Annotated in this window: 16 protein-coding genes; 13 read left to right on the top strand and 3 right to left on the bottom strand. The window is 59.3% G+C overall.

Annotated elements, in window-relative coordinates:
* Positions 1–139: 139 nt before the first annotated feature.
* Positions 140–1024, bottom strand: a complete 885-nt coding sequence (locus ACXPUX_RS02400; RefSeq protein WP_458829754.1) for a helix-turn-helix domain-containing protein — start codon at positions 1022–1024, stop codon at positions 140–142.
* A gap of 249 nt (positions 1025–1273) precedes the next feature.
* On the opposite strand from ACXPUX_RS02400, the gene ACXPUX_RS02395 reads away from it, so the two are divergent.
* The 6 genes from ACXPUX_RS02395 (at position 1274) to ACXPUX_RS02370 (ending at position 10209) form a co-directional block, all read left to right on the top strand.
* Entirely contained in the window at positions 1274–1849 is a 576-nt protein-coding gene (locus tag ACXPUX_RS02395; protein ID WP_458829752.1) for a YcxB family protein, read from the top strand.
* 87 nt (positions 1850–1936) lie between these two features.
* Entirely contained in the window at positions 1937–2971 is a 1035-nt protein-coding gene (dctP, locus tag ACXPUX_RS02390; protein ID WP_458829750.1) for a TRAP transporter substrate-binding protein DctP, read from the top strand.
* A 277-nt stretch (positions 2972–3248) separates the two neighbouring features.
* Complete coding sequence (locus ACXPUX_RS02385) at positions 3249–3737, top strand: TRAP transporter small permease (RefSeq protein WP_097771428.1); 489 nt, start codon at positions 3249–3251, stop codon at positions 3735–3737.
* A complete protein-coding gene (locus ACXPUX_RS02380) occupies positions 3737–5056 on the top strand; it encodes a TRAP transporter large permease (RefSeq protein ID WP_458829748.1) in 1320 nt (439 codons plus the stop codon). The genes ACXPUX_RS02385 and ACXPUX_RS02380 overlap by 1 nt, the downstream gene beginning before the upstream one ends.
* 119 nt (positions 5057–5175) lie before the next feature.
* On the top strand, positions 5176–7671 hold the full coding sequence (locus ACXPUX_RS02375; protein WP_458829746.1) for a glycoside hydrolase family 31 protein: 2496 nt from the start codon (positions 5176–5178) through the stop codon (positions 7669–7671).
* Between the two features lie 21 nt (positions 7672–7692).
* Positions 7693–10209, top strand: coding sequence for a glycoside hydrolase family 31 protein (locus tag ACXPUX_RS02370; protein WP_458829744.1), 2517 nt, complete (start codon positions 7693–7695; stop codon positions 10207–10209).
* Between the two features lie 89 nt (positions 10210–10298).
* On the opposite strand, the gene ACXPUX_RS02365 is transcribed toward ACXPUX_RS02370, so the two are convergent.
* Together ACXPUX_RS02365 and ACXPUX_RS02360 are read right to left on the bottom strand one after the other, a co-directional pair.
* Entirely contained in the window at positions 10299–11675 is a 1377-nt protein-coding gene (locus ACXPUX_RS02365) for an MATE family efflux transporter (protein WP_458829742.1), read from the bottom strand.
* Positions 11676–11842: 167 nt separating this feature from the next.
* Entirely contained in the window at positions 11843–12868 is a 1026-nt protein-coding gene (locus tag ACXPUX_RS02360; protein ID WP_458829740.1) for a LacI family DNA-binding transcriptional regulator, read from the bottom strand.
* A gap of 283 nt (positions 12869–13151) precedes the next feature.
* On the opposite strand from ACXPUX_RS02360, the gene ACXPUX_RS02355 reads away from it, so the two are divergent.
* The 7 genes from ACXPUX_RS02355 (at position 13152) to ACXPUX_RS02325 (ending at position 24944) form a co-directional block, all read left to right on the top strand.
* Positions 13152–14834 carry a PTS transporter subunit IIBC gene (locus ACXPUX_RS02355; RefSeq protein WP_458829738.1) on the top strand — a complete coding sequence of 561 codons (1683 nt, stop codon included), beginning with the start codon at positions 13152–13154 and terminating at the stop codon, positions 14832–14834.
* A 6-nt stretch (positions 14835–14840) separates the two neighbouring features.
* On the top strand, positions 14841–15659 hold the full coding sequence (locus tag ACXPUX_RS02350) for an endonuclease/exonuclease/phosphatase family protein (protein WP_458829736.1): 819 nt from the start codon (positions 14841–14843) through the stop codon (positions 15657–15659).
* 16 nt (positions 15660–15675) lie between these two features.
* The gene (gene malQ, locus ACXPUX_RS02345; RefSeq protein ID WP_458829734.1) at positions 15676–17178 is read left to right on the top strand and encodes a 4-alpha-glucanotransferase; all 1503 of its coding nucleotides are present in this window, start codon (positions 15676–15678) and stop codon (positions 17176–17178) included.
* A gap of 145 nt (positions 17179–17323) precedes the next feature.
* Positions 17324–18034 carry a LytR/AlgR family response regulator transcription factor gene (locus tag ACXPUX_RS02340; protein WP_458829732.1) on the top strand — a complete coding sequence of 237 codons (711 nt, stop codon included), beginning with the start codon at positions 17324–17326 and terminating at the stop codon, positions 18032–18034.
* Positions 18031–19305, top strand: a complete 1275-nt coding sequence (locus ACXPUX_RS02335) for a GHKL domain-containing protein (RefSeq protein WP_458829730.1) — start codon at positions 18031–18033, stop codon at positions 19303–19305. Before ACXPUX_RS02340 ends, ACXPUX_RS02335 begins: the two co-directional genes overlap by 4 nt.
* Before the next feature lie 246 nt (positions 19306–19551).
* Positions 19552–22410 carry a glycoside hydrolase family 3 N-terminal domain-containing protein gene (locus tag ACXPUX_RS02330; RefSeq protein ID WP_458829728.1) on the top strand — a complete coding sequence of 953 codons (2859 nt, stop codon included), beginning with the start codon at positions 19552–19554 and terminating at the stop codon, positions 22408–22410.
* Positions 22411–22526: 116 nt separating this feature from the next.
* Positions 22527–24944 (top strand): glycoside hydrolase family 3 C-terminal domain-containing protein, encoded by a 2418-nt coding sequence (locus tag ACXPUX_RS02325; protein ID WP_458829726.1) that lies wholly within the window; start codon positions 22527–22529, stop codon positions 24942–24944.
* Positions 24945–24947 lie beyond the last annotated feature (3 nt).

Genomic DNA, 24947 nt, shown 5'->3' with positions numbered 1-24947 from the left:
CCTTCTGGGCACCGATGGGACTGAAGATCTACCGTAACTTTGCACAAGATACAACCAAGGCACGGAAAAGGCCGGACCCGTTCAAAGGGGTCCGGCCTTTTCTGCATACACGCGAAGAAAAACAGGCGCAGCGGTAAGCCTACTGCATCCGGTGCTGTGTGCGGTATTCGGCGGGGGTGATGCCGTACAGACGGCGGAAGGTTTTCAGAAAGCTGCTGTAATCCGGGAAGCCACTCTCGGTGCAGGCGTTCAGGACGGAAACGCCCTCTTCCAGCGCCTTGCGGCAGTGCTGCATCCGCAGATAGGTCAGGTAATTGTGGATGCTCTCCATGGTGCATTCCTTGAATGCGCGGGAAAGGTGCTCCCGGCTGGCGTAAAGTTCCTGCGCCAGCTGCGCGGTGGTCAGGGTCGGGTCCTGATAATGGGCCTGCAGGTAGGCCACCGCGCGCGCGACCAGCACACTGGTGCTGCTGGGTGCAGTGGTCTGTCCGCTGCCGGTGGCCTGCGTGATAAGCAGCATCATCTCAGCGACCTGCGCCTCAAAAACGATATCCCGGATAGAGCCCGGCAGCTCCTGACTTTGCGCCATGCGGATGAAAAGCCCCTTGAAATCCCACTTGCGGCAGGCCTCGCTGTCCAGCACGGTGAGCTCGTGCATCCAGTCTGCATTTTTCAGGTTCACGCGGCGGCGGGTGGCCTGCCAGAGAGCATCGTCGATCTGGATGACCAGACGATCCGACTGGGCATCGTCAATATTGAAGTTGCCGGAGTGGTAGACCTGAGAGGGGAAGTAGACCAGCTCCCCCACATGGACCAGATACACGCTGCCGTCCACCGAGTAGCGCACCGTGCTGCCGCCGATGGGAAGCACCAGCTCGTGATACGGGTGGGAGTGCACCACGGACTGCTTGTTTTCCCGGTTCGTGTACCATGTGACCAGAAGCCGGGTGTTGCTCAGCCCCATCCGCGCCTGCGCTTCCGTAAGGACATTATCGATATAATGTGTGACCCGTTCGATGCCCATAGCCGCTCCTGCTCCTTGTTAAAAAAATCAGAATCGTGCCTTTACGTCGTTTTTTGCCCTAGTATATCAGTATATATCACATTTTGCAACATTTAAATCACAAAATCTGCGGAAAATCCATGTGTTTTTTAGTATGATAAGGGTGCAAGGAGACGAGATTGACCAAATACACAAAAATGTTTCAACACTTTTGTGCTTATCGACGAATGCGCCGGTCGCATTTCGTGACCGTCTGAAAGGAGTCCGTCCATGCAGACCTCAAAGAATCATTTTGAAGCCAAGGTGGTCTTTAACGATGAGACCATCCGCCGGATGTTCCGCACGGAGTTCTACACCTACGAGGGGCTGCGGCACCTGCTGTGGCTTGCAGCGGCCTTTGTGCTGGTGATGGCGGCGCTGTTCACCGCCATCCCCGCCTTCATCAAGGTGCTCTGCCTGCTGGTGGGCTGTGCCATGTTCGCCATGCCGGACTTTTTGAGCCGGGTGGCGGCAGAGGGGGTCATCATGCAGCGGGGCGGGGCGGAGACCACCGTGAGCTGCCGGGTCAACGATGGCGGCGTGGACGTGGAAAACGGTGCCCACATCCCCTTTGCAAAGATCGACCGGCTGGTGGAGGATGACCAGTATTTCTACATCTTCCAGAGCCGTCAGATGGCCGTGATGATCCCCAAGGGCAGCCTGCTGCCGGCAAACCCGGAGCGGTTCGCAAAGGTGCTTGCCAAGGAGACCGGCAAGGACTGGAAGCGCTCCAAGAGCCTGTGGGGGCTCAACCTGAAAGACCTGATCCAGATGGGAAAGGATCGCTTTCAGCGCAGCGCGTCCTGAGCGCTGCACCGCAATTTTTGTTGTTTCACAGCCGACCGGCTGTGATCGTTGGATACGATAAAAACAAGATAAGGAAGGAAAAACACTATGAAAATCACTCGCAGACAGTTCGTACAGGTCATGGCAGTTGCTGGTGCATCTGCCCTGCTCACCGCTTGCGGCGGTTCTTCCAACAGCACTGCCGGTTCCGGCGCAGCTGCTGCCACCGGCGGCAGCTTCAACCTGAAGCTGGGCCACAATCTGGCCGAGGATCACGCTGTGCACATCCAGCTGACCAGCTTTGCAGAGCAGGTCAAGGAAAAGACCGGCGGCAGCATCAACATCCAGATCATCCCCAACGGCACCCTGGGCAGCGAGGCTGACATGATCTCCCAGATCCAGGCAGGCGCACTGGATATGGCAAAGGTCTCCGCTTCCACCCTGGGCAACTTCAGCGAGAAGTACAACGCCTTCTCCGTGCCTTATGTGTTCAACGATCAGGCACACTACTACAGCTACATGGACAGCGACTCTGCAAAGGCAGTCTTTGAGTCCACCGATGATCAGGGCTTCCGCGGCCTGACCTGGCTGGATTCCGGCGCACGTTCCTTCTACACCAAGGCTACCGCCATCCGCACCCCGGCTGACCTGAAGGGTCTGAAGATCCGCACCATGGACAGCCAGATGGCTATCGACATGATGAACTGCCTGGGCGGCTCCGCTACCGTTATGGGTTACAGCGATATCTACACCGGTATGCAGCAGGGCGTCATCGACGGTGCCGAGAACAACGTCACCGCACTGCGCGACCACGGCGACGTGACCAAGTACTACTGCTTCGACGAGCACACCCGCATCCCCGATATGGTGGTCATCGCTTCCAGCGTGTGGAACAAGTTCTCTGACGAGCAGAAGTCCATCGTGTCCGAGTGCGCCAAGGCCGCTACCGAGGAGTATAAGGACGCTTGGAAGAAGTTCGAGGACGAGGTGCTGGACAAGGCTGTGAACCAGAACGGCGTCGAGCTGGTCAAGGATGTGGATATCGCCGCATTCCAGGCCGCTGTGCAGCCCATCTACGAGAACCTCAAGACCTCCAACCCCACCACCTACGCGGTCGTGGAAGAGATCCGCGCAATGGCCTAAACGCCGACTCATTGCTTTCCATTCTTCCGGCAACACCGCACAATTCCCGCCTGACGGCTTAAGCACCGTTCCGGCGGCTGCGACACGGCATCTGCGTTGCCAAAATGCTCGATAATACACAAAGTATTATCTGCACTTTTGGCTTAGCATCTGCCGCACCTCGCTCGCCGTATCGGCACTTAGAATTATGCGGTATTGCCTTACCTCCCATGCTGCGGGCAGCGCACGGCGCAGCCCGCAGCTGCGCGGGAGGGAATGAGTTCAAGGAGATGATCTTGTGAAAAAACTGGATAAAATTCTGGATAATGTCATGCGCTTCCTCATGGCAGTGGCAATGTTCGCCCTGCTGGCAGGCGGCACTTGGCAGATCTTTACCCGCTGGATCCTGCGCAACCCCTCCACTGTGACGGACGAGTTTCTGCGCTATGTCCTGATCTGGGCTTCCATGATCGGTTCCGCCTACTGCTTCTACAAGGATAAGCATCTGGCACTGGATCTGGTCAAGGGCCGCGCAAAGGGTGCGTTCAACGTTGTGCTCAGCGTGTTCATCGAGGCCGCCATCGTGTTCTTTGTGGGCTACGTCTTTGTTTACGGCGGCTGGAAGCTGACTGCAAACGCCACCAACGTTTCCTCGGTCATGCGCATCCCCTTCAAGTTCCTGTATTCCATCCTGCCGATCTCCGGCGTGTTCATCATTCTGGCTCGCGTGCTGAAGTATGTACAGCTCTTCGCGGAGCGTAAGGAAAAGAAAGGAGAAAACGCATAATGGTTGCACAGGCTACGTTACTGCTGTTCGGTTCCTTCTTTGTCATGCTGCTGGCCGGTGTGCCCATCTCGGCAGGCATCGGCATTGCATCCATCTTCACGGCACTGTTCAGCATGGACCCCGCAATTTTTGCCCTGACCGCCGCACAGCGCTGCTTCTCGGGTATTGACTCCTTCTCTCTGCTGGCACTGCCCTTCTTCTCTCTGGGCGGCAACATCATGAACAAGGGCGGCATTGCAAAGCGCCTTGTCCGTCTGGCACGTCTGGCTGTGGGCAAGATGCCCGGCTATCTGGCTGCCACCAACGTTCTGGCCAATATGTTCTTCGGTGCCGTTTCCGGCTCCTCCGTGGCAGCTACCTCTGCCATGGGCTCCATCATGGCACCGCTGGAGCTGGATGAGGGCTACGACCCCAACTACTCCGCAGCCGTCAACATCTGCTCTGCCCCCACCGGCATCCTGATCCCCCCGTCCGGCCCGCTGATCCTTTACTCCATCACCGCCGGCGGCGTTTCTGTGGCTGCTCTGTTCATGGGCGGCTACCTGCCCGGCATCCTGATGGGTCTGTGCGTGGCTGGTCTGGCTGTGTTCATCGCCGTCAAGAAGGGCTATAAGTCCTCCGACGTCAAGGACCCCGACCCTGCCATCAAGATCATCATTGATGCAGTGCCCTCTCTGCTGGCCGTCATCATCGTCATGGGCGGCATTCTGGCAGGCATCTTCACCGCTACTGAGGCTGGTGTGGTGCTTTGCCTGTACTGCGGCCTGCTGTCCATCCTGTACAAGGAGATGACCTTCAAGAGCTTCTATAATCTGCTGGCAGACACCATGGAGAGCAGCGCCACCATCCTGTTCCTGATCGCCGCTTCCTCCATCATGTCCTACGTCATGAGCTACTCCGGCATCCCTGCCGCTATCAGCAACGCGCTGATGAGCATTTCCAGCAACCGCTACGTCATCCTGCTGGTCATGAACGTGTTCCTGCTGGTCATGGGTATGTTCCTGGATCTGACCCCCGCAGTTCTGATCTTCACTCCCATCTTCCTGCCCATCACCCGCAGCATCGGCATGAGCGATGTGCAGTTCGGTATCATGCTCATCATGAACCTGGGCATCGGCTCGGTCACCCCGCCGGTCGGTTCCTGCCTGTTCGTGGGCTGCGGTGTCGGCAAGGTCAAGATCGAAGGCGTTACCAAGTACATTGTGCCGCTGTTCACCGCCATGGTCGTGGCACTGTTCCTTGTCACCTTCATCCCTGCCATTGCGCTGTGCATCCCGTACCTGTGCGGTCTGGTGCCCAGCCTTGGCTGGACGTTCTAAGCCCTGACTGTTCCGGGTAAAGCAACGAATACGTTGCCCCCATTTCTCTGAAGATATCCTGCATCTGAGGGGGAATGGGGGCATTTTTTATCAAAAATCAACTGAGAGGAGTAAAAACAATGGAGATCTGCTCCCGTTTTACCGGCATGGAGCGCAAAGACGGCGCTTTTCTGCTGCATACTGATAACGCTGATATCAAGGTCTGCTTTGTGACCGATGAGATCGTCCGCGTCCGCGCAAGCTTTGACCACGAGCTGGCAGAGGAGTCCTATGTCCTGATGACCACCGCATGGGAGGATCGGATGGACGAGCTGTTCAAGGGTGAGCGCACCCGTGTGGAGCCTTTCGCCGCCGAGCTCACCGAGGATGACAGCACCCTCACCTTTGCCACCGGCAAGGTGACGCTGGTGGTGGACAAAGACCCCATCAACTTCAAGCTGATGGCTGCCGACGGCTCCGAGCTGTACAGCACCCTGCCCGGCAACCCCTTCGTCAAGGATTCCAACAACCGCGTGGTGGCTTACAGCCGGATGAAGGAGGACGACTGCTTCTACGGCTTTGGCGAAAAGACCGGCCTGCTGGATAAGAACAAGACCTTCCAGCGGGAGCGCGCCACCGACGCCATGGGCTACGATGCCGAGAAGATGGATACCCTCTACAAGCACATCCCCTTCTACATCCGTCTGGACCGCGACACCCACAAGGCTGTGGGCGTGTTCTACCACAACTTCTACGAGTCCGTGTTCAACATGGGCTGCGAAAAGAGCAACTACTGGCCCCGCTACACCTATTTTCAGGCAGACGGCGGCGATCTGGACTGCTTCCTGATCGGCGGCGACACCATTGCCCGCATCGTGGACAACTACACCCTGCTGACCGGCCGTCCGGCCCTGCTGCCCAAGCGTGCACTGGGCTATCAGGGCTCCAGTATGTACTACCCCGAGCTGGAGAAGGACAGCGATGACGCTGTGCTGGGCTTCATCGACACCATCAAGGAAGAGGGCTTCCCCATCGATGGCTTCCACCTGTCCAGCGGCTATACCAGCCAGAACAACAAGCGCTGCGTCTTTACATGGAACACCGAACGCTTCAAGGACCCCAGCGCCTACTTCCATGCCATGAACGAAAAGCACGCCCAGAACGTGCCCAACGTCAAGCCGGGTGTCCTGCTGTGCAACCCCCGTTTCGACGAGTTCAACGCAGATGACGTATTCGTGAAGGACAGCAAGAATCCCGAGACCTACGGCGTCGGCAAATGGTGGGGCGGCGACGGCGCATTCTGGGACTTCACCAAGCCCGAAGGCCGTGCAGCCTGGAAAAAGTACCTCACCGAGTCCATCATCGCCGTGGGCACCGATTCCGTCTGGAATGACAACTGCGAGTACGACAGCCTGATGGACAAGGACTGCACCTGCGATTTTGACGGCAAGGGCGGCACCATCGGCCAGCTCAAGCCCATCATGAGCACCCTGATGTGCAAGGTGGGTGCCGATGCCGTGGTGGAGCACAACGCCAAGGCACGCCCCTACATGGTCTGCCGCAGTGGCAGCGCCGGTATCCAGCGCTACGCCCAGACCTGGTGCGGCGACAACTACACCAGCTGGAAGAGCCTGAAGTACAATATCCCCATCATCACCGGCATGGGTCTGTCCGGCCAGCCCAACGAGGGCGCGGACATCGGCGGCTTTGCCGGTCCCGCACCCACCGAGGAGCTGTTCGTGCGCTGGGTGCAGAACGGCATCTTCCAGGCCCGCTTCTCCATCCACTCTGCCTCCAACGATAACACCGTCACCGAGCCGTGGATGTTCCGGGAGTCTGCGGATATCATCCGGGACGCCATTCTGCTGCGCTACCGCTTTACCCCCTATCTTTACAGCGCCGAGTACGAGGCCAGCCAGACCGGTGCGCCCATCATGCGCGCTCTGGTCTACGACTTCCAGAACGACCCCAAGGTCTGGGAGGAAAGCTTCGAGTTCCTGTTCGGCCGGGATATTCTGGTGGCCAACGTTCTGGAAGAGGGTGCCAAGACCCGCACCGTCTACCTGCCCGCAGGCTGCAAGTGGTACGACTGGAACGATAAGTTCCGCTGCTACGAGGGCGGCCAGACCATCGAAGTGCCGGTCACCATGGCTACCATCCCCATGTTCGTCCGCGAGGGCGCAGTGATCGCCATGGCAGACAACCAGCTGATGACCATGGAGGGCGACCACACCACCGCCCTGCACCTCATCGTGGCACCCAAGGGCACCACCACCACGACCCTGTACGATGACGACGGCATCACCAACGATTTCAAGAGCGGTGTGTACCGCAAGACCACCATCACCACCACCGCAGGCGAGCGGGTAACCATGAACTTTGCCTCCGAGGGCAGCTACAAGGACACCGTGGAGACCATCAAGGTGGAGATGATCGCCAAGGAAAAGAGCCCCTTCTGGGTCACGCTGGATGGCCGCAAGATCGAGCACTTCCTCAACCGCCGCAAGTTCGACGCCGCTGCCGAGGGCTGGTATTACAGCCAGAGCAAAAAGGCTGTCGAGGTCAAGTACGCAAATCCCGCCAAGGATCACGAATTGACTGTCTCGTTTGAACAGTTCGACCTGATCGGTATGTAACACTGCACGGAGGAACCTCTTATGCTGCTGCGTAGTTTTGAATCCTTTGAAAAGACCGAAAACGGCTATCTCATCCACGGCGATGCTGCCGATGTGAAGCTGGTTTTCATGACAGACGATATCATCCGCATCCGGGTGCACTTCGACAAGGGCACTCCCATGGAGGAGGAGTCCTACACGCTGGTGACCACCGCGTGGGAGGACCGGATGGACACCCTGCTCAAGGACGAGCGCACCCGCATCACCGCGCTGGATGTCCCCTGCGCTGAGGACGATAAGACCCTGACCTTTGAGACCGCACACCTGACTTTGAAGCTGTTCAAAAAGCCCTTCCATTTTGAGCTGTTCGATAAGTCCGGCAAGCTGATCTATCAGGATCTGCGGGAGCGCGCCTTTGAGAAGGATCAGATCGGCCGTCTGAGCCACTTCTCCAAGGTGAACCGGGAATTTGACCACTTCTACGGCTTTGGCGAAAAGACCGGCCATCTGGACAAAAAGGGACGCCGCCTGCGGATGTCCCCCAAGGATGCCATCGGCCACGACCCCGAGACCGGCGACCCGATGTACAAGCACATCCCCTTCTACATCCGGGTAAATGAGCACGACCTGCGCCCTGTCGGCCTGTTCTACCACAACTCCTACGACTGCGTGTTCGACCTTGGCGAGGAGCTGTCCGGCTACTGGGAGCGCTACTGCTACTACCAGACCGACGGCGGCGACATCGACCTGTTCCTGCTGGCTGGTGAGACCCTGCCGGAGATCCTGAACGAGTACACCCTGCTGACCGGCCGCAGCGCCCTGCCCACCAAGCAGTCTCTGGGCTACTGCGCCTCCACCATGTACTACGCCGAGCTGGAAAAGAACTGCGACGAGGAGATCTACAAGGTCATCGACAAGCACGAAAAAGAGGGCATCCTCATCGACAACTTCTGGCTGGCCTCCGGCTATTCCAGCGGCGAAAAGGACAACCTGCGCTATGTGTTCAACTGGAACTACAAGCGCTTCCCGGAGCCGGAGAAGTTCTTTGAGAACATGAACGCCCGGGGCATCAACGTCATCCCCAACCTGAAGCCCGGCATCCTGAAGCACCACCCCTACATCGACCTGTTTGAAAAGAACGATGTCTTTATCAAGACCCCGGACGGCAAGGCTCCGTACTACGGCCGCTGGTGGGGCGGCGAGGGACGCTTCTTCGACTTCACCGGCCCCAATGGCCGCAACACCTGGAAGCAGCTGCTGGAGGAGAACATCCTCAAAAAGGGCACCAAGACCGTCTGGAACGACAACTGCGAGATGGACGGCGTGGAGGACCGCGACGCCCAGTGCGACTTTGAGGGCAAAAAGGGCACCATGGCAGAGCTGAAGATCCTGCACTCCAACCTGATGGCCTACACCGCCAAGCAGGCGCTGGCAGATGTGTACCCCGGCGAGCGCCCCTACATCATCAACCGCGCAGGCTACGCCGGTATCCAGCGCTACGCACAGGTGTGGGGCGGTGATAACCTGACCGACTGGCGCACTGTCAAGTTCAACATTGCCACCATTCTGGGCATGGGCCTGTCCGGCTGCTCCAACATGGGCTGCGATATCGGCGGCTTTGCGGGCCCTGCACCCGAAGCAGAGCTGCTGCTCCGCTGGCTGCAGAACGGCATCTTCCAGCCGCGCTTCTGCCTGAACTCCGCCAACAACGACAACACCGTCACCCAGCCGTGGATGTACGAGGAGAACCTGCCCTACATCCGTGCAGCCTACCAGCTGCGCTACCGTCTGCTGCCCACGTTGTACTCCCTGATGTACGAGTCCAACCAGAACGGTATGCCGGCATGGCGTCCGCTGTTCCTTGAGTTCCCGGACGACCCCAAGTGCTACACCGATAAGAACCTGACCTTTATGTTCGGCAAGAGCATTCTGGTGGCAAACGTGGTGGAAAAGGGTGCCACTACCCGCACCGTCTACCTGCCCGCAGGCTGCACCTGGTACGATATGAACGATAATCTGCGCGCCTACGAGGGCGGCCAGACCATCGAGGTCCCGGTCACGCTGGCAAGCATCCCCATGTTCCTGCGCGGCTCTGCCGTTGTGGTGACCACCGAGGACGTCAAGCACATCCTCAAGGACACCATGCGCCAGATCGACCTGCTGGTCGCTGCCGAGACCGACACCAGCTTTGTGCTGTACGATGACGACGGCCACACCGAGGATTACAAAAACGGCGTTTACGCCAAGACTACCATCACCGTCAAGGCCGGCGACCGCACCGATATCCGCTTTGCCACCGAGGGCAGCTACGCTTCCCCTGTGGAGCGCATGACCCTGAAGCTGGTCAGCAAGAAAAAGGGCGCACTCTGGGCCAGCGTGGATGGGCAGCAGCTTCCTCAGTTCATCGTCCGCGACGGCTGGGAGACCGCAGAGTCCGGCTGGTACTACAACCTGCCTGACCGCACCATCTGGGTCAAGTTCGCAAAGCCTGCCAAGAAGGACTTTACGGTGACTGTCTCCACCGAAAAGTTTGACCTGATCGGTATGGCAGAGGACTAAAAAGCCATTTCCAATCTTCTTTGATTCTTCTTCAGAAACACAAAGGCCCGTGGGGAGTTCCCCACGGGCCTTCGTGTTTTTTATGGGTTTCAGGCTTCGGTCTGCGTCTCCCGCCGGAGGATGCGGCAGACCATGAACAGGCAGTAGAACATCGCCAAGCCCCAAGCAAAGGGGTTGGAAAGGCAGATGCCCAGATAGCCAAGGCCGGTCTTTACCGCCAGCACGCCGCCAAGACTGCGGCCGATGAGCTCGCCCACGCCGGAAACGATGGCCAGCACGCTGTAGCCAAGCCCCTGCAAAGTGTTGCGGAAGATCATCAGCAGGCCGTGGAAACAGAACAGCATGCTCATGACGCTGAGGTACTGGATAGCACCCGCCGTGACGGCGGGGTCGGCATCGCCCAGCACCAGCCCCACCGCGTAGGGCTTGATGAAAAAGATCACGCCCCACGCCACGGCGCAGTAGAGCAGCTGCACCATGCAGCCGTCCTTGATGCCCTGCCGGATGCGGTCGGTGCGGCGGGCACCGTGGTTCTGCCCTACATAGGTAGCCATGGCCATGCCTACGCTCTCCATGGGCAGGGTGAACATCTGACGGATCTTTTCGCCTGCGGTCTGGGCTGCCACAGCGGTGCTGCCCAGCAGGTTGATGGCGTCCTGCATGATGACTGCGCCGATGGCAGAGACGGAGTATTCAAACCCCATGGGAAGGCCGATGTAGGCCAGCCGCTTGCAGTGCCCTGCCGAAAGCAGGGTGCGCGGCTGCCGGAAGGAAAGCCCCTCCAGCTTTGCCGTGCGGGCAAAGAACCAGTAGGCGCACAGCCCGCCGCTGAGCAGCTGGCTGAGCACGGTGGCAATGGCGGCGCCGTCCACCCCCATGCCCAGCGGCACGATGAAGAGGTAGTCCAGCAGAATGTTCACCACGCTGGCGACCAGCAGGAAATAAAACGGGTGTTGGGAATCCCCCAGTGCCCGCAGCACGCTGGAGGCGTAGTTATACAGCACCGTAGCCGGGATGCCCAGAAAAATGATTCGGATGTAGAGCACTGCATCGGCGTATAGCTCCTCCGGCGTATGGATGAGCCGGAGCAGCGGCCCTGCCATCAGGGTGGTGAGCACGGTGAACACTACGCTCAGCACCAGACAGAGCAGTGCGCCGTTCAGCAGGTATTTTTGCAGTCCGTCCTTATCCTTTGCGCCAAAGGTCTCTGCCGCCGGGATGCCAAAGCCCACGCAGGCACCCTGCACAAAGCCCAGAATGAGAAAGTTGAGGGAGTAGGTGGTGCCCACCGCGCCCAGTGCATCGGTGCCCAGACACCGCCCGACGATGACGGTGTCCGCAAAGCTGTACAGCTGCTGGAACAAGGTGCCCAGCACCAGCGGCAAGGCGAACCGCAAGATCTGGAACAGCGGCTTGCCCACGGTAAGGTCGGTGGTGCCGGAGCGCTTTTGAGAAGTAGCTGCCATAAAGAAAACTCCTTATTATGGTATTTTCTTTATTCTACCATGGACAGCTGCTTTTCCCAAAGTGGTTTTGTGACAGGAAGTTGTCTTTTTGTGACGGAAGAGCCGAGCCTTTCCCCAATCGGGAAAAGGTTCGGCTCTTTGGTTTCTCTGAAAAAGAGGATGTTTGATCAGACCTCCGGCGGCGGGCAGCAGCTCTCCCGCGGGATGAGCTTGTGCGGCACGATGATCTTGGTTGCCAGAAGATTCGGGTTTTCGATATGGTTGATGGTCTGGCTGGCCGCTTCCATGCCCAGCTGGTAGGGGTTCACGTCCACGGTGGTCAGCTGCGGGCTGGTGATGCGGGAGAACAGCGAGTTGTTGAAGGACACGATGGACAGGTCTTTCGGGACGCGCAGTCCCAGCTTGCCGCAGAACTGCTCCAGCACCACAGCAAGGATGTCATCGCTGACCAGCATGGCGGTGGGGTGATTCGGGGCGGTGAGCAGAGCTTTCAGCGCCCCCTCATAGGCGTCGTTCAGGGCGTTGACCTCCACACAGTCCTCTTCCCGGGGGGTGATGCCGTGCTTGAGGAGGGACATCTGGTAGCCCCGCTTGCGCTCTGCGGAAAACAGCATAGCATTGCTGACCCCGAAATACGCAATACGGCGGTGCCCCATTTCATAAAGGTAATCGGTGGCTTCCTCTCCGGCAAGGGCGTTGTCGTTGTCGATGTAGATGGTCTGGTTCGCGGACTGCGCCGCCTTGCCCACAATGACATGGAGCAGTCCCTCGTTGCGCAGATACGCCGCCACCGGGCAGTCCTTTTTGGAATAGAGCAGGATAAAGCCGTCCGCCTGTGCGTTGGCCACCATGCTCTGGATGGCGTCCAGCACCTCGGCGTCGTCCTGCCCGGTGATGACTGTGTTCACATACCGCCGCTGGTTGCAGAACTGCCCGATGCCGCGGATGATCTCCAGATGAAAGGCGTTTTCGTAGACATCCCGCTGGGAGGAGGGCAGAATGATGCCGATGGTCTTGGAAAAAGCCTCCACCGGCTCGGCCTCAAAATTCGGCTCGTAGCCCAGCTGTGCCATGATGCGGCGCACCCGCTCCTTGGTCTCCCGGCTGATGGAAGGGCTGTCCTTGCAGGTGCGGGACACCGTGGAGGGCGAGACCCCCGCTGCCGCTGCGACATCCTTGATGGTAACTGCCATTGTCTGTTCCTCCCTGATATAGTGGTTCTATTGTAAAGCTGTTTGCACGCAATGTCAATGTTTGCGCACGGAATTGCGTAAACTGTGCAACACTGAGCTTGCGTGCCTTCGACAATTTCCACAAATAAGCGTGTATCTACTTGTATAAAACATAGAAAAATTATTTTCACTCCAAAAAACTCTTGTAAAAATTGCGGAGTTGGATTATTCTTGTTGCGTAAAGTAGTGCAAACGCAACGCAACGCTTGCACAAAACGATGCAAAAGAAATAAGGAGGAACATCATGGCAACAACAAAAGCGGCCCCGGGCAAAAAGGGGCTCATCAACTTCGACTTCTTACAGAAGCTGGGCAAGGTGCTGATGACGGTCATCGCCGTTATGCCGGCTGCCGGTCTGATGATCAGTCTGGGCAAGCTGGTGCAGATGGGCGGCGGCGACATCGCAGCGGTCATGACCGTCGGAACCACCATGGAGAACATCGGCTGGGCGGTCATCAATAACCTGCACATCCTGTTCGCTGTCGCCATCGGCGGCAGCTGGGCAAAGGAGCGGGCAGGCGGTGCCTTTGCCGCCGTGCTGGCGTTCGCCCTCATCAACGTCATCACCGGCAACATCTTCGGCGTGACCAGCGCCATGCTGGCAGACCCCGACGCCGTGACCCACACCCTGTTCGGGCAGGAGATCGCCGTCAACGGCTACTTCACCTCCGTGCTGGGCGCACCGGCGCTGAACATGGGCGTGTTCGTGGGCATCATTGCCGGTTTTGTGGGCGGCGTAGCTTACAATAAGTACTACAACTTCCGCAAGCTGCCGGATGCGCTGGCCTTCTTCAACGGCAAGCGCTTCGTGCCCATGGTGGTCATTGCCTACTCGGTGGTCATTTCCATCGTGCTGTCGCTGTTCTGGCCTGTGGTGCAGACCGGCATCAACAACTTCGGCATCTGGATCGCCAACTCTTCCGAGACCTCTCCCGTGCTGGCTCCGTTCATCTATGGTACGCTGGAGCGTCTGCTGCTGCCCTTCGGTCTGCATCACATGCTGACCATCCCCATGAACTACACCTCCTTCGGCGGCACCTACACCATCGCTACCGGCGTCAACGCGGGCAGTCAGGTGTTTGGTCAGGACCCGCTGTGGCTGGCATGGGCAAACGACCTCATCAACTTCAAAAAGGCCGGTGATGTGGCCGCTTACAACAACCTGCTGGCTACCGTCACCCCCGCCCGCTTCAAGGTGGGTCAGATGATCGGTGCCACCGGTCTGCTGCTGGGCGTTGCACTGGCCATGTTCCGCCGTGTGGATGCCGACAAGCGCGCAAACTATAAGTCCATGTTCATTTCCACCGCACTGGCCGTGTTCCTGACCGGCGTCACCGAGCCGCTGGAATTCATGTTCATGTTCTGCGCCATGCCGCTGTACATCGTGTACGCACTGCTACAGGGCTGCGCCTTCGCCATGGCAGGCATCATCCATCTGCGCCTGCACTCCTTCGGCAATCTGGAGTTCATCACCCGCATCCCCATGTCCCTGCAGGCAGGTCTGGGCGGCGATATCATCAACTTTGTGATCTGCGTGGTGGCGTTCTTTGTTATCGGCTACTTCGTGGCCTACTTCATGATCGGCAAGCTGCAGCTGGCAACACCGGGTCGTCTGGGCAACTACACCGATGACAACGCAGACGATTCTGCCGCTGCCGCAAAGACCGAGAAGAAGGCCGACAAAAAGGCTGACAACGGTCAGGCCGAGCGCATCATCGCCCTGCTGGGCGGCCGGGAGAACATCGTGCTGGTGGACGCCTGCATGACCCGCTTGCGCGTTACCGTGAAGGATCCCGCCAAGGTGGCCGACCTTGCCGCATGGAAGGCCGAGGGCGCGCTGAGCCTGCTGGTGAAGGGCGACGGCATTCAGGCCGTGTACGGCCCCAAGGCAGACGTTCTGAAATCTGACATCAACGATATTCTGTAAAAAACCATGAAACTGCTGACATTGAATACCCACAGCCTTATCATCCCGGAGCATGAGGCAAAGCGGGAGATATTTGTAGACTTCATCGCAAAGGAGCAGCCGGAGGTGTTCGCCCTGCAGGAGGTGAACCAGACCGCCGCTGCGCCGCTGCTGGCAGAGGCTCCGGCGGGGTACTACCCCTGCCCCGGCAATACCGTGCTGCTGAAAGCGGACAACCACGCCGCAGCCGTGGCAAAAATGCTGGAAGCGCGGGGTGTGCACTATTATTGGAGCTGGCTTCCGGCAAAGGTGGGCTACGACATTTACGATGAGGGCGCGGCGGTGTTCAGCCGTGCACCCATCACCGCCGCCGAAAACCTGCTGCTGAGCCAGATCAATGATTACAGCAACTGGAAGACCCGCCGCACGCTGGGCGTCTGTGCAGGAGATGTCTGGTACTATACGGTGCATCTGGGCTGGTGGAAGGACGAAGTAGAACCTTTCGCTCCCCAGTGGGAAAAGCTTTCAAAGGCAGCGGGCGCAAAGCAGACTGCCTTTCTGCTGGGCGACTTCAACAGTGAAGCCGATGTGCGGGGCGAGGGCTACGACCTTGTCCGGCGCAGCGGCTGGCAGGATACCTACTGCTTGGCACAGCAGCGGGACGCGGGCTACACGGTGGTGGAAGCCATTGACGGCTGGCGGGATGCCCCGGATGCAGCGGCAAAAAAGCGCATCGACCAGATCTGGTGCTCCAAGGCGGTGGCTGTCAAGAGCAGCCGGGTGGTGTTTGGCGGCCTGCAGGAGCCGCAGGTGTCTGACCATGCCGGTGTTATGATCGAGTTATAAAGGAAGGTAAAAGAAGATGCAGAGAAGTGCAGGCATTTTGCTGCCCATCAGCAGTCTGCCGTCCCCTTATGGCATCGGCTGCTTTTCGCAGGAGGCATACGACTTTGTGGACTGGCTCAAGGAAGCCGGGCAGACCTACTGGCAGATTTTACCGCTGGGTGTGACCAGCTACGGCGACAGCCCCTACCAGAGCTTTTCCGCCTTTGCGGGCAACCCTTATTTCATCAGTCTGGATGCACTGGTGGAGGAAGGAGTGCTGACCGCCGCCGAGTGCAAAAAGGCGAACTTCGGCCGCAAGGCAGACGACATTGATTACAGCCGCCTGTATACCGAGCGCGGCCGTCTGCTGCGGCTGGCGTACTCCCGCAGCGACATCGGCCACAACGAAGCGTTTACGGCATTCTGCGAGAAAAACAAGTGGTGGCTGGACGATTTTGCCCTGTTCATGGCGGTGAAGGGCCGCTTTGAGGGCAAGCCGTGGATCGAGTGGGCAGAGGATATCCGTCTGCGCTGGCAGCCTGCTATGGACTACTACCGCCGGGAGCTGTACTTTGAGGTGGAGTACCACAAGTATCTTCAGTTCAAGTTCGACGAGCAGTGGCGCAAGCTGAAAGCCTACGCCAACAGCAAGGGCATCCAGATCATCGGCGATATCCCTATTTATGTGGCGCTGGATTCTGCGGACGCATGGGCAAACCCGGGGCTGTTCCAGCTGGACAAGGACAACATCCCCACGGCGGTGGCGGGCGTTCCCCCGGATGGTTTCTCCCCCACCGGTCAGCTCTGGGGCAACCCGCTCTACCGCTGGGAAGCCCACCGTGCGACCGGCTATCAGTGGTGGATCACCCGGCTGTGGTACTGCTTCGAGCTGTATGATGTGGTGCGCATCGACCACTTCCGCGGCTTCGATGAGTATTTCTCCATCCCCTACGGCAGCGAGACCGCCGTGGATGGCCACTGGGAAAAAGGCCCCGGCATCGAGCTGTTCCGCGCGGTGGAGCAGGCACTGGGCAAGCGGGAGATCATTGCCGAGGATCTCGGCTATATGAGCGACACCGTGCGGCAGCTGGTGCGGGACAGCGGCTTCCCCGGTATGAAGGTGCTGGAATTTGCCTTTGACTCCCGCGATACCGGCAGTGCCAGCGACTATCTGCCACACAACTACCCGGTGAACAGCGTGGCGTATACCGGCACCCACGACAACGAGACGCTGGTCTCCTGGTACCAGACCATCTCCGCCGCCGAGCGCGCCATGGTGCGGGATTACCTGTACGACTACGCCACCCCGGACGAGCAGCTTTATAAAAGCATGATCGCACTGATCCTGCGCAGCGCAGCGGCAAGGTGCATCATCCCCATGCAGGACTGGCTGGGGCTGGACAACGCCGCCCGCATCAATAAGCCCTCCACCGTAGGCCAGAACTGGCGCTGGCGGCTGAAAAAGACCCAGCTGACCAAGAAGCTCCAAAAGGAGATCTGCCAGTTGACCACCCGCTACGGCCGGATGAACTGGGCATGAGCGTAAGAGAACTCAATACAAAGGGCAGGGCGGCCTGTGGGCTGCCCTGCCCTTTGTTGCGGAGTGCCCCTTGGCAAACCCGGCGTGATTGCGCTATAATAGAGCCGTAACAGTTCCACAAAGGTGTGGTAAGGGAGGTGCGGTCATGATCCGGGTGGCGATCGTAGAGGACGACGCGGAGGTGCAGGGGGTATTGCAGGAGTATGTCCGGCGGTATACCCGGCAGTACGGGACAGAATTTGAAGTAACGGTCTTTGCGGACGGCGTGGACATTCTGGACAACTACCGCGCGGTCTACGACATTATTTTTCTGGATGTGGAGATGAAGCATCTGGACGGCATGACCACGGCAGAGCGCATCCGGCAGATGGATGCAGACGTCATCCTGATCTTCATCACCAACATGGCGCAGTATGCCATCCAGGGCTACTCGGTGGGGGCGCTGGACTATGTGCTGAAGCCGGTGCCCTACTTTGCCTTTTCGCAGCAGCTGCTCAAGGCCGTTTCCCGGCTGAAAAAGCGGGCAAAGCGCTACCTGACCGTGCCGGTGGAGGGCGGGCTGCGGCGGCTGGACACCGCAAGCATCTATTACTTGGAAAGCGAGGGGCATCGGGTGCACTTTTACACCGACGAGGGCGATTTTTCTGCCCCCGGCGCCCTCAAGACCTTTGAGGAAAAGCTGGCGGGCTGCCCCTTTGCCCGGTGCAACAGCGGCTATCTTGTCAATCTGGCACAGGTGCGGGAGCTGCGGCAGAGCACCGTACAGGTGCGCCCCTGCGAGCTACAGGTCAGCCGTCCCAAGCGCAAGGCCTTTCTTGCCGCCCTGACCGATTACATCGGAGGTGAGGGCTCATGACAGCGCTGCCGGATATCCCCCGGCTGTACACCGCCCTTGCCGAGTGTCTGGCGGTGCTGCTGGTCACACCGGCACTGATGCCCCGCTTTTCCAAGGCAGTTACCGTGGGTGTCACCCTGCTGTGGGCGGCGGTGCTGTCGGCCTTTCTGGCGCTGACGGGCGATGTGCCCGGCGGGCTTTGGATCCCCTGCATGGCGGCGGCCATTGGGTTTTCCTACCTATATCTATGGGGCGTGTGGAGCATCACCCTGCTGGAAGCCGGGTATCACTGCGCCCGGGCGTTTATTCTGGCAGAACTTGCAGCCAGCGTGGAGTGGCAGTTGCACTGCGCCCTCTGGCCCGCCCGCGGCCCATGGGAGCCGCTGTCTTTGCTGCTGCTGGCGCTGGTGTACGGGGCGCTGTTCGGGGGAATGTGCTATTGGCTGCACATCAGCCCCCAGCCTGCCGGGCATCTGGAGATCAGCGGCAGCGCCGCCCTGACGGCGGTCATGCTGGCGCTGACCGCCTTTGCGGTGAGCAATCTGGGCTTTCTGCCGGGCAGCGATATCAACATGAGTATCTTTTCCATCCGCACACTGGTGGATTTTTCCGGCGTGCTGATCCTGACCGTGCAGCACGAGCAGCTGCGGGAGAACGCTTTGCACAGCGAGCTTGCCGCCATGGACGAGGTGCTGCACCGCCAGTACGAGCAGTACAAGCGCAGCAAAGAGGGGATCAACCTCATCAACCGGCGCTACCATGAACTGAAAGTCCAGCTTGCCCGCATCCGGGAGGAGCAGGATCAGACCAAGCAGAACGCCGCCATTGCCGCCATGGAGCAGAACATCCGCCAGTACGAGGCCGAGAACAAGACCGGCAACCCGGTGCTGGATACCCTGCTCACCGCCAAGACCATGGCGTGCCAGCAGGAGAATATCACCATCACCAGCGTGGCGGACGGCAGGATGCTGGGTTTTCTCACCATCCGGGAGCTGTGCACCATCGTGGGCGTGGCGCTGGACAACGCCATTGCCGCCGTCCGTGCCGAGCCCGACCCCGAAAAGCGGCTCATCAAGGTGGCGGTGTACAGTCAGGGCGGCTTTGCCATGCTGCGGTTCGAGCACTATACAGAAACTTCCCCCGTGCTGGATGCGGACGGTCTGCCAAAGCAGGGGTCGGACCTGAAAAGCGTCCGCACCACCGCCCAGCAGCACGGCGGCAGCATGACGCTGCACTGGGAAAACAACTGGTGCACCCTGCGGATCTTATTTCCGCTGCCCAAAAACAAATAATTTTTACGGCAGGTATCCCCTGCCGTTTTTTGCTGTCTGGCAGGGTGCACAAATGTAATGCGGTGATATTTGTGTATTAGCACAATAAAATTTGAAACATTATTGTAACTTTTGCAAATTGTGCGTTCAAAACGACAGATTGTGAACAAAATGAAAATTCCCTGTCAGCTTCTGGTATCATAAAGCCAAGCTGGCAGGGGCGTCCCCTGCCGTTATCCGATTCGACAAAACAAGGAGGAGAAAACTATGTTGTCCATCAATATGGATGACGTCATCAAGGTTCTCAACTCGATCAAATCGCAGTTGATCGGCTTTGGTGTCGTAGCAGTTCTGCTGATCGCAGTCATGATCGCCTGCCGTAAGCAGAGCAAGTCCAAAAAGTATCTGATCCGCTGGCAGGCGGGTCTGGGCATGGTGCTGGCGCTGGCCATTACCGTGAACCTGATCCTGACCGGCCCCATGTACTCCATGGTCACCCTTGCCACCGGCGGCGGCAAGGTCAGCGAGGAGAACGTGGCATCCGCTACCCAGCTGTGCGAGGACATTGCCGATGAGGGCATCGTCCTGCTGGATAACGACGGCACCCTGCCCATGGCAAAGAACAGCAAGCTGAACGTCTTTGGCTGGGCTTCCACCAACCCCTGCTACGGCGGCACCGGTTCCGGTGCACTGTCCGATGCTTATCCCACCGTCACCCTGCTGGAGGGCCTGAAGAATGCCGGCTTTGAGCTGAACACCGAGCTCTCCGACTTCTACACCGCCTACCGTGCAGACCGCCCGGTGGTGGGCATGTTTTCTCAGGACTGGACCCTGCCGGAGCCGGAGGCTGCACAGTACACCGACGAGCTGATGAACAACGCCAAGGCTTTCTCTGATACCGCCATGGTAGTCATCACCCGCGTGGGCGGCGAGGGCGCTGACCTGCCCACCGATGTGTCTCAGGTCACCTACGACGCAGGCCACAGCTACAACGACTTTGAGCCCGGCGACCACTACCTGCAGCTATCCAAGACCGAGAAGGACATGATCGATCTGGTCTGCAAGAACTTTGATAAGGTCGTTGTGGTCTACAACGGCGCCAACGCCATGGAGCTGGGCTGGGTCAAGGATTACAGCCAGATCAAGAGCGTTGTCTGGTGCGCAGGCACCGGTCAGAGCGGCTTCAACGCACTGGGCTCCATCCTCTGCGGTGATGTGAACCCCTCCGGCCGTACCATCGATACCTTTGTGTACGACCTGACCCAGACCCCCACTGCGAACAACTTTGGCAACTTCACCTACACCAACATGGATGAGTTCAAGGCCAACGCCTTTGGCACCGACACCATCCCTGCTTTCGTGAACTATGTGGAAGGCATCTATGTCGGCTACAAGTTCTACGAAACTGCTGCCGCAGAGGGCCTCATTGACTACGACAAGACTGTGGTGTATCCCTTCGGCCGCGGCCTGAGCTACACCACCTTCACCCAGACCCTGAACAGCGTTACCGAGGCTGACGGCACCATCACTGTGGATGTCACCGTCACCAACACCGGTTCTGCCTCCGGTAAGGAGGTCGTGGAGGTCTACTATAATCCTCCGTACACCAACGGCGGCATTGAGAAGGCTTCTGCAAACCTGATCGGCTTTGCAAAGACTTCCGAGCTGGCTCCCGGCGCTTCCGAGAACGTCACCGTTACCTTCAAGGCCGAGGATATGGCCTCCTACGACACCTACGGCAAGGGCTGCTATGTGCTGGAAAAGGGCGATTACGTCATCAGCATCAACGCCGACTCCCACACCGTTCTGGATTCCAAGGTCTACAATGTGGCTTCCGACATCGTCTACGACGCTTCCAACAAGCGTGAGAGCGATGTGGAGGTGGCCGACAACAAGTTTGACTTTGCCGAGGGCAATGTGACCTACCTGTCCCGCGCCGACGGCTTTGCCAACTACGCCGAGGCTACCGCTGCTCCCGCAGACTTTGAGCTGCCGGCAGAGGCTAAGGCAACCTTCTACAACAACTCCAACTGGAACCCCGAGGACTTCAACAACGCCGACGACGTGGCTCCCACCACCGGTGCCAAGAACGGCCTGAAGCTGAAGGACATGGTGGGCGTGGATTACAACGATGCCCAGTGGGATACCTTCCTCGATCAGCTGACCGTTGCCGATATGGACAAGCTCATTGCTCTGGGCGGCTATCAGTCCGTGGCAGTGGATTCCATCGGCAAGGTGCAGGCCATCGACTGCGACGGCCCTGCCTCCATCAACAACAACTTCACCCAGCAGGGCTCCATCGGCTTCCCCTCCGCTGTGATGATCGCAGCGACCTGGAACACCGATCTGGCACACGACTTCGGCACCTCCATCGGCAAGATGGCGGACGACATGGACGTTTCCGGCTGGTACGCACCGGCTATGAACATCCACCGCTCCGCTTTCGCAGGCCGTAACTTCGAGTACTACTCCGAGGACGGCGTGCTGTCCGGCGCAATGGCTGCCAATGCCATCCTGGGCTCTCAGGAGCAGGGCGTCTACGCCTTCATGAAGCACTTCGCCCTGAACGATCAGGAGACCAACCGCTGCGGCATGCTCTGCACCTGGTCCAGCGAGCAGGCCATCCGCGAGATCTACCTCAAGCCCTTTGAGCAGTGCGTCAAGGCAGCTGACTGCCATGCCGTCATGTCCTCCTTCAACTATATCGGCAACACCTACGCCGGCAACTGCTCTGCCCTGCTGAACGACGTTCTGCGCGGCGAGTGGGGCTTCGTGGGCATGGTGCTGACCGACTACTACGGTGTGTACGGCTATCAGGATGCTGACCGCCTGATCCGCAACGGCGGCGACTTCTGCCTGGTCAACTACGACACCGAGACCAACCACCTGACCGATACCACCAGCGCCACCGCTCTGGTGTCCGCACGTCAGGCCTGCAAGAACATCCTGTACACTGTGGCAAACTCCCGTGCTTACTACCCTGAGAACCTGAACCCCGGTATGCCCGGTTGGGAAAAGGTGATGATCGGTGTGGATGTTGTGCTGGCAGCTGCTCTGATCGCACTGGAAGTTCTGGTGGTCAAAAAGGGCTATGCAAAGCGCAAGGAAGAGGAAGTCAACGCCTGATTCCGGGCAAGACGCTCTGAACGTTTGCAGCACCTGAACTGAAACCAGACCAAAGGCCCGCTGCGTAAAAAACAGCGGGCCTTTTCTGGATTTGAAAAGGCAAAGAGGAAAATGCCATGAAACATACAGATATCATCAACAGCCTGAGTCTGGAACAAAAATGCGCCCTGCTGAGCGGCGGCACGGTGTTCACCACCCGGGCGCTGCCGGGCAAGGGCATCCCGGCCATTACCCTGTCGGACGGCCCCAACGGCGTGCGTAAGCAGGCGGGTGCGGCTGACCATCTGGGGCTGAACCCCAGTGTGCCCGCCACCTGCTTCCCCACCTCGGCCACCGTTGCCAACAGCTGGGACCCGGCACTGGGCGAGGCTGTGGGCGCAGCCATGGGCGAAGAGGCAGCAGCACAGGGCGTATCGGTGCTGCTGGGCCCCGGCCTGAACATCAAGCGCAGCCCCCTGTGCGGCCGCAACTTCGAGTATTTCTCGGAGGACCCCTACCTTGCCGGTAAGATGGCAGCGGCCTACGTCCGCGGCATCCAGAAAAACGGCATTGCCGCCTGTCCCAAGCACTTTGCCGTGAACAGTCAGGAGCTGCGCCGCATGGCCTCGGATTCCATTGTGGACGAGCGCACCCTGCGGGAAATTTACCTGACCGGCTTCGAGATGGTGGTCAAGGAGGCGCAGCCCAAGACCATCATGTCCGCCTATAACCTTATCAACGGCACCTACGCCAACGAGAACGCCCACCTGCTCATGGATATCCTGCGCAGGGACTGGGGCTTTGACGGCGCAGTGGTCACCGACTGGGGCGGCAGCAACGACCACGCTTTGGGTGTAAAGAACGGCTCTACGCTGGAAATGCCCGCCCCCGGCGGGGACGCCGTCCGGGAGCTGATGAAGGCGGTGCAGACCGGCAAGATCACCGAAGCGGACGTGGACGCCCGGCTGGACGAGCTGCTGGAGCTGGTGTTCACCACCAAGGCGGCGGTGGACGCCGCACCCGGCAAGTTCGATGCCGACGCCCACCACGCACTGGCACGCCGGGCTGCTGCCCAGAGCATCGTGCTGCTGAAGAACGAAACCGGCCTGCTGCCCCTTGCAAAGGGGGAAAAGGTGGCGGTCATCGGCGACTTTGCCCAGACCCCCCGCTATCAGGGTGCAGGCTCCAGCGCCGTCAACTCCATCAAGGTGGATTCCTTCTTGGATTGCCTTGCCGAGAGCGGCCTGAACAGCATCGGCTACGCCAAGGGCTTTGACCGGCAGGGCAAGCCCGACGAGGCGCTGAAAGCCGAAGCGGTGCTGCTGGCAAAGAATGCCAACGTGGTGTTGCTGTGCATGGGTCTGGACGAGATCAAGGAGAGCGAGGGCATCGACCGCGCCGACATGAAGCTGGCAGAGAACCAGCTGGAGCTGCTGGCTGCTGTGGCGGCGGCAAACCCCAACGTGGTGGTGCTGCTGAGTGCAGGCTCCTCGCTGGAAAGCGATTGGGTCAAGGACTGCAAGGCGCTGGTCTACGGCTGTCTGGGCGGTCAGGCCGGTGCGGGCGCACTGGTCGAGGTGCTCACCGGCGCGCAGAACCCCTGCGGCAAGCTGGCTGAGACTTGGGCGCGCAGCTACGCCGACACCCCCGCAAAAGCGCATTTCGGCGGCGACGGCCCCACCGTGGAGTACCGCGAGGGTCTGTATGTGGGCTACCGCTACTACGACACCGCCGGTGTGCCCACCGCCTTCCCCTTCGGCTACGGCCTGAGCTATACCAGCTTTGCGTACAGTGACCTGAAAGCAGACGAAACCGGCGTGACCCTGACTGTCACCAACACCGGCAGCTGTGCCGGTGCCGAGGTGGTGCAGCTGTATGTGGCAAAGCCGGATGCAAAGGTTTTCCGCCCCGTCAAGGAGCTGAAGGGCTTTACCAAGGTGCAGCTGGAAGCCGGAGAGAGCAAGACCGTCACCATCCCGCTGGATGACAAGGCGTTCCGCTACTGGAACGTCAAGACCGACCGCTGGGAGGTGGAGGGCGGCAGCTATCAGCTGCTGGTGGGCGCTTCCAGCGCCGACATCCGTCTGACTGCCGCCGTCACGGTGGCGGGCACCGGCGCACCCGACCCCTACGCGGGCAAAAATCTGGAGCATTACCGCACTGCGCAGGTGCAGAACGTGCCGGACGCGGAATTTGAAGCGCTGCTGGGGCACGCCATCCCGGAGAACAAGGTGCGCATCGACCGCAACATGACGCTGGGCGAGATGGGACACGGACGCAGCCCCATCGGCTGGCTGGCGGCTGCCGTGCTGGGCACCCTGCTGCGCCGCAGCATCAAAAAGGGCAAGCCCGACCTGAACATCCTGTTCCAGTACAATATGCCCCTGCGTGCGCTGGCAAAAATGACCAACGGCGCTATCAGCATGGGCATGGTGGACGGCATCGTGATGGAGCTGCAGGGCTTCTGGATCATCGGTCTTGTGCGGGTGATCGTGGAGGCCGTGAAGAACCTCGTGCTGAACAGCCGCATGGAAGAGCGCTTGAAAAACAGCTGAAAG

It is taken from the genome of Faecalibacterium sp. PGM34, assembly GCF_054456555.1.
This window is presented reverse-complemented; position numbering and strand designations above follow the sequence as displayed.

What these genes read in the sequence shown, in the direction of transcription:
- ACXPUX_RS02380 (WP_458829748.1), top strand. Translation starts at nt 3,737, where the DNA reads ATGGTTGCACAGGCTACGTTACTGCTGTTCGGTTCCTTCTTTGTCATG.
- ACXPUX_RS02360 (WP_458829740.1), bottom strand. Translation starts at nt 12,868, where the DNA reads ATGGCAGTTACCATCAAGGATGTCGCAGCGGCAGCGGGGGTCTCGCCC.
- ACXPUX_RS02400 (WP_458829754.1), bottom strand. Translation starts at nt 1,024, where the DNA reads ATGGGCATCGAACGGGTCACACATTATATCGATAATGTCCTTACGGAA.
- ACXPUX_RS02365 (WP_458829742.1), bottom strand. Translation starts at nt 11,675, where the DNA reads ATGGCAGCTACTTCTCAAAAGCGCTCCGGCACCACCGACCTTACCGTG.
- ACXPUX_RS02350 (WP_458829736.1), top strand. Translation starts at nt 14,841, where the DNA reads ATGAAACTGCTGACATTGAATACCCACAGCCTTATCATCCCGGAGCAT.
- ACXPUX_RS02395 (WP_458829752.1), top strand. Translation starts at nt 1,274, where the DNA reads ATGCAGACCTCAAAGAATCATTTTGAAGCCAAGGTGGTCTTTAACGAT.
- ACXPUX_RS02330 (WP_458829728.1), top strand. Translation starts at nt 19,552, where the DNA reads ATGTTGTCCATCAATATGGATGACGTCATCAAGGTTCTCAACTCGATC.
- ACXPUX_RS02370 (WP_458829744.1), top strand. Translation starts at nt 7,693, where the DNA reads ATGCTGCTGCGTAGTTTTGAATCCTTTGAAAAGACCGAAAACGGCTAT.
- ACXPUX_RS02335 (WP_458829730.1), top strand. Translation starts at nt 18,031, where the DNA reads ATGACAGCGCTGCCGGATATCCCCCGGCTGTACACCGCCCTTGCCGAG.
- dctP (WP_458829750.1), top strand. Translation starts at nt 1,937, where the DNA reads ATGAAAATCACTCGCAGACAGTTCGTACAGGTCATGGCAGTTGCTGGT.
- ACXPUX_RS02355 (WP_458829738.1), top strand. Translation starts at nt 13,152, where the DNA reads ATGGCAACAACAAAAGCGGCCCCGGGCAAAAAGGGGCTCATCAACTTC.
- malQ (WP_458829734.1), top strand. Translation starts at nt 15,676, where the DNA reads ATGCAGAGAAGTGCAGGCATTTTGCTGCCCATCAGCAGTCTGCCGTCC.
- ACXPUX_RS02340 (WP_458829732.1), top strand. Translation starts at nt 17,324, where the DNA reads ATGATCCGGGTGGCGATCGTAGAGGACGACGCGGAGGTGCAGGGGGTA.
- ACXPUX_RS02325 (WP_458829726.1), top strand. Translation starts at nt 22,527, where the DNA reads ATGAAACATACAGATATCATCAACAGCCTGAGTCTGGAACAAAAATGC.
- ACXPUX_RS02375 (WP_458829746.1), top strand. Translation starts at nt 5,176, where the DNA reads ATGGAGATCTGCTCCCGTTTTACCGGCATGGAGCGCAAAGACGGCGCT.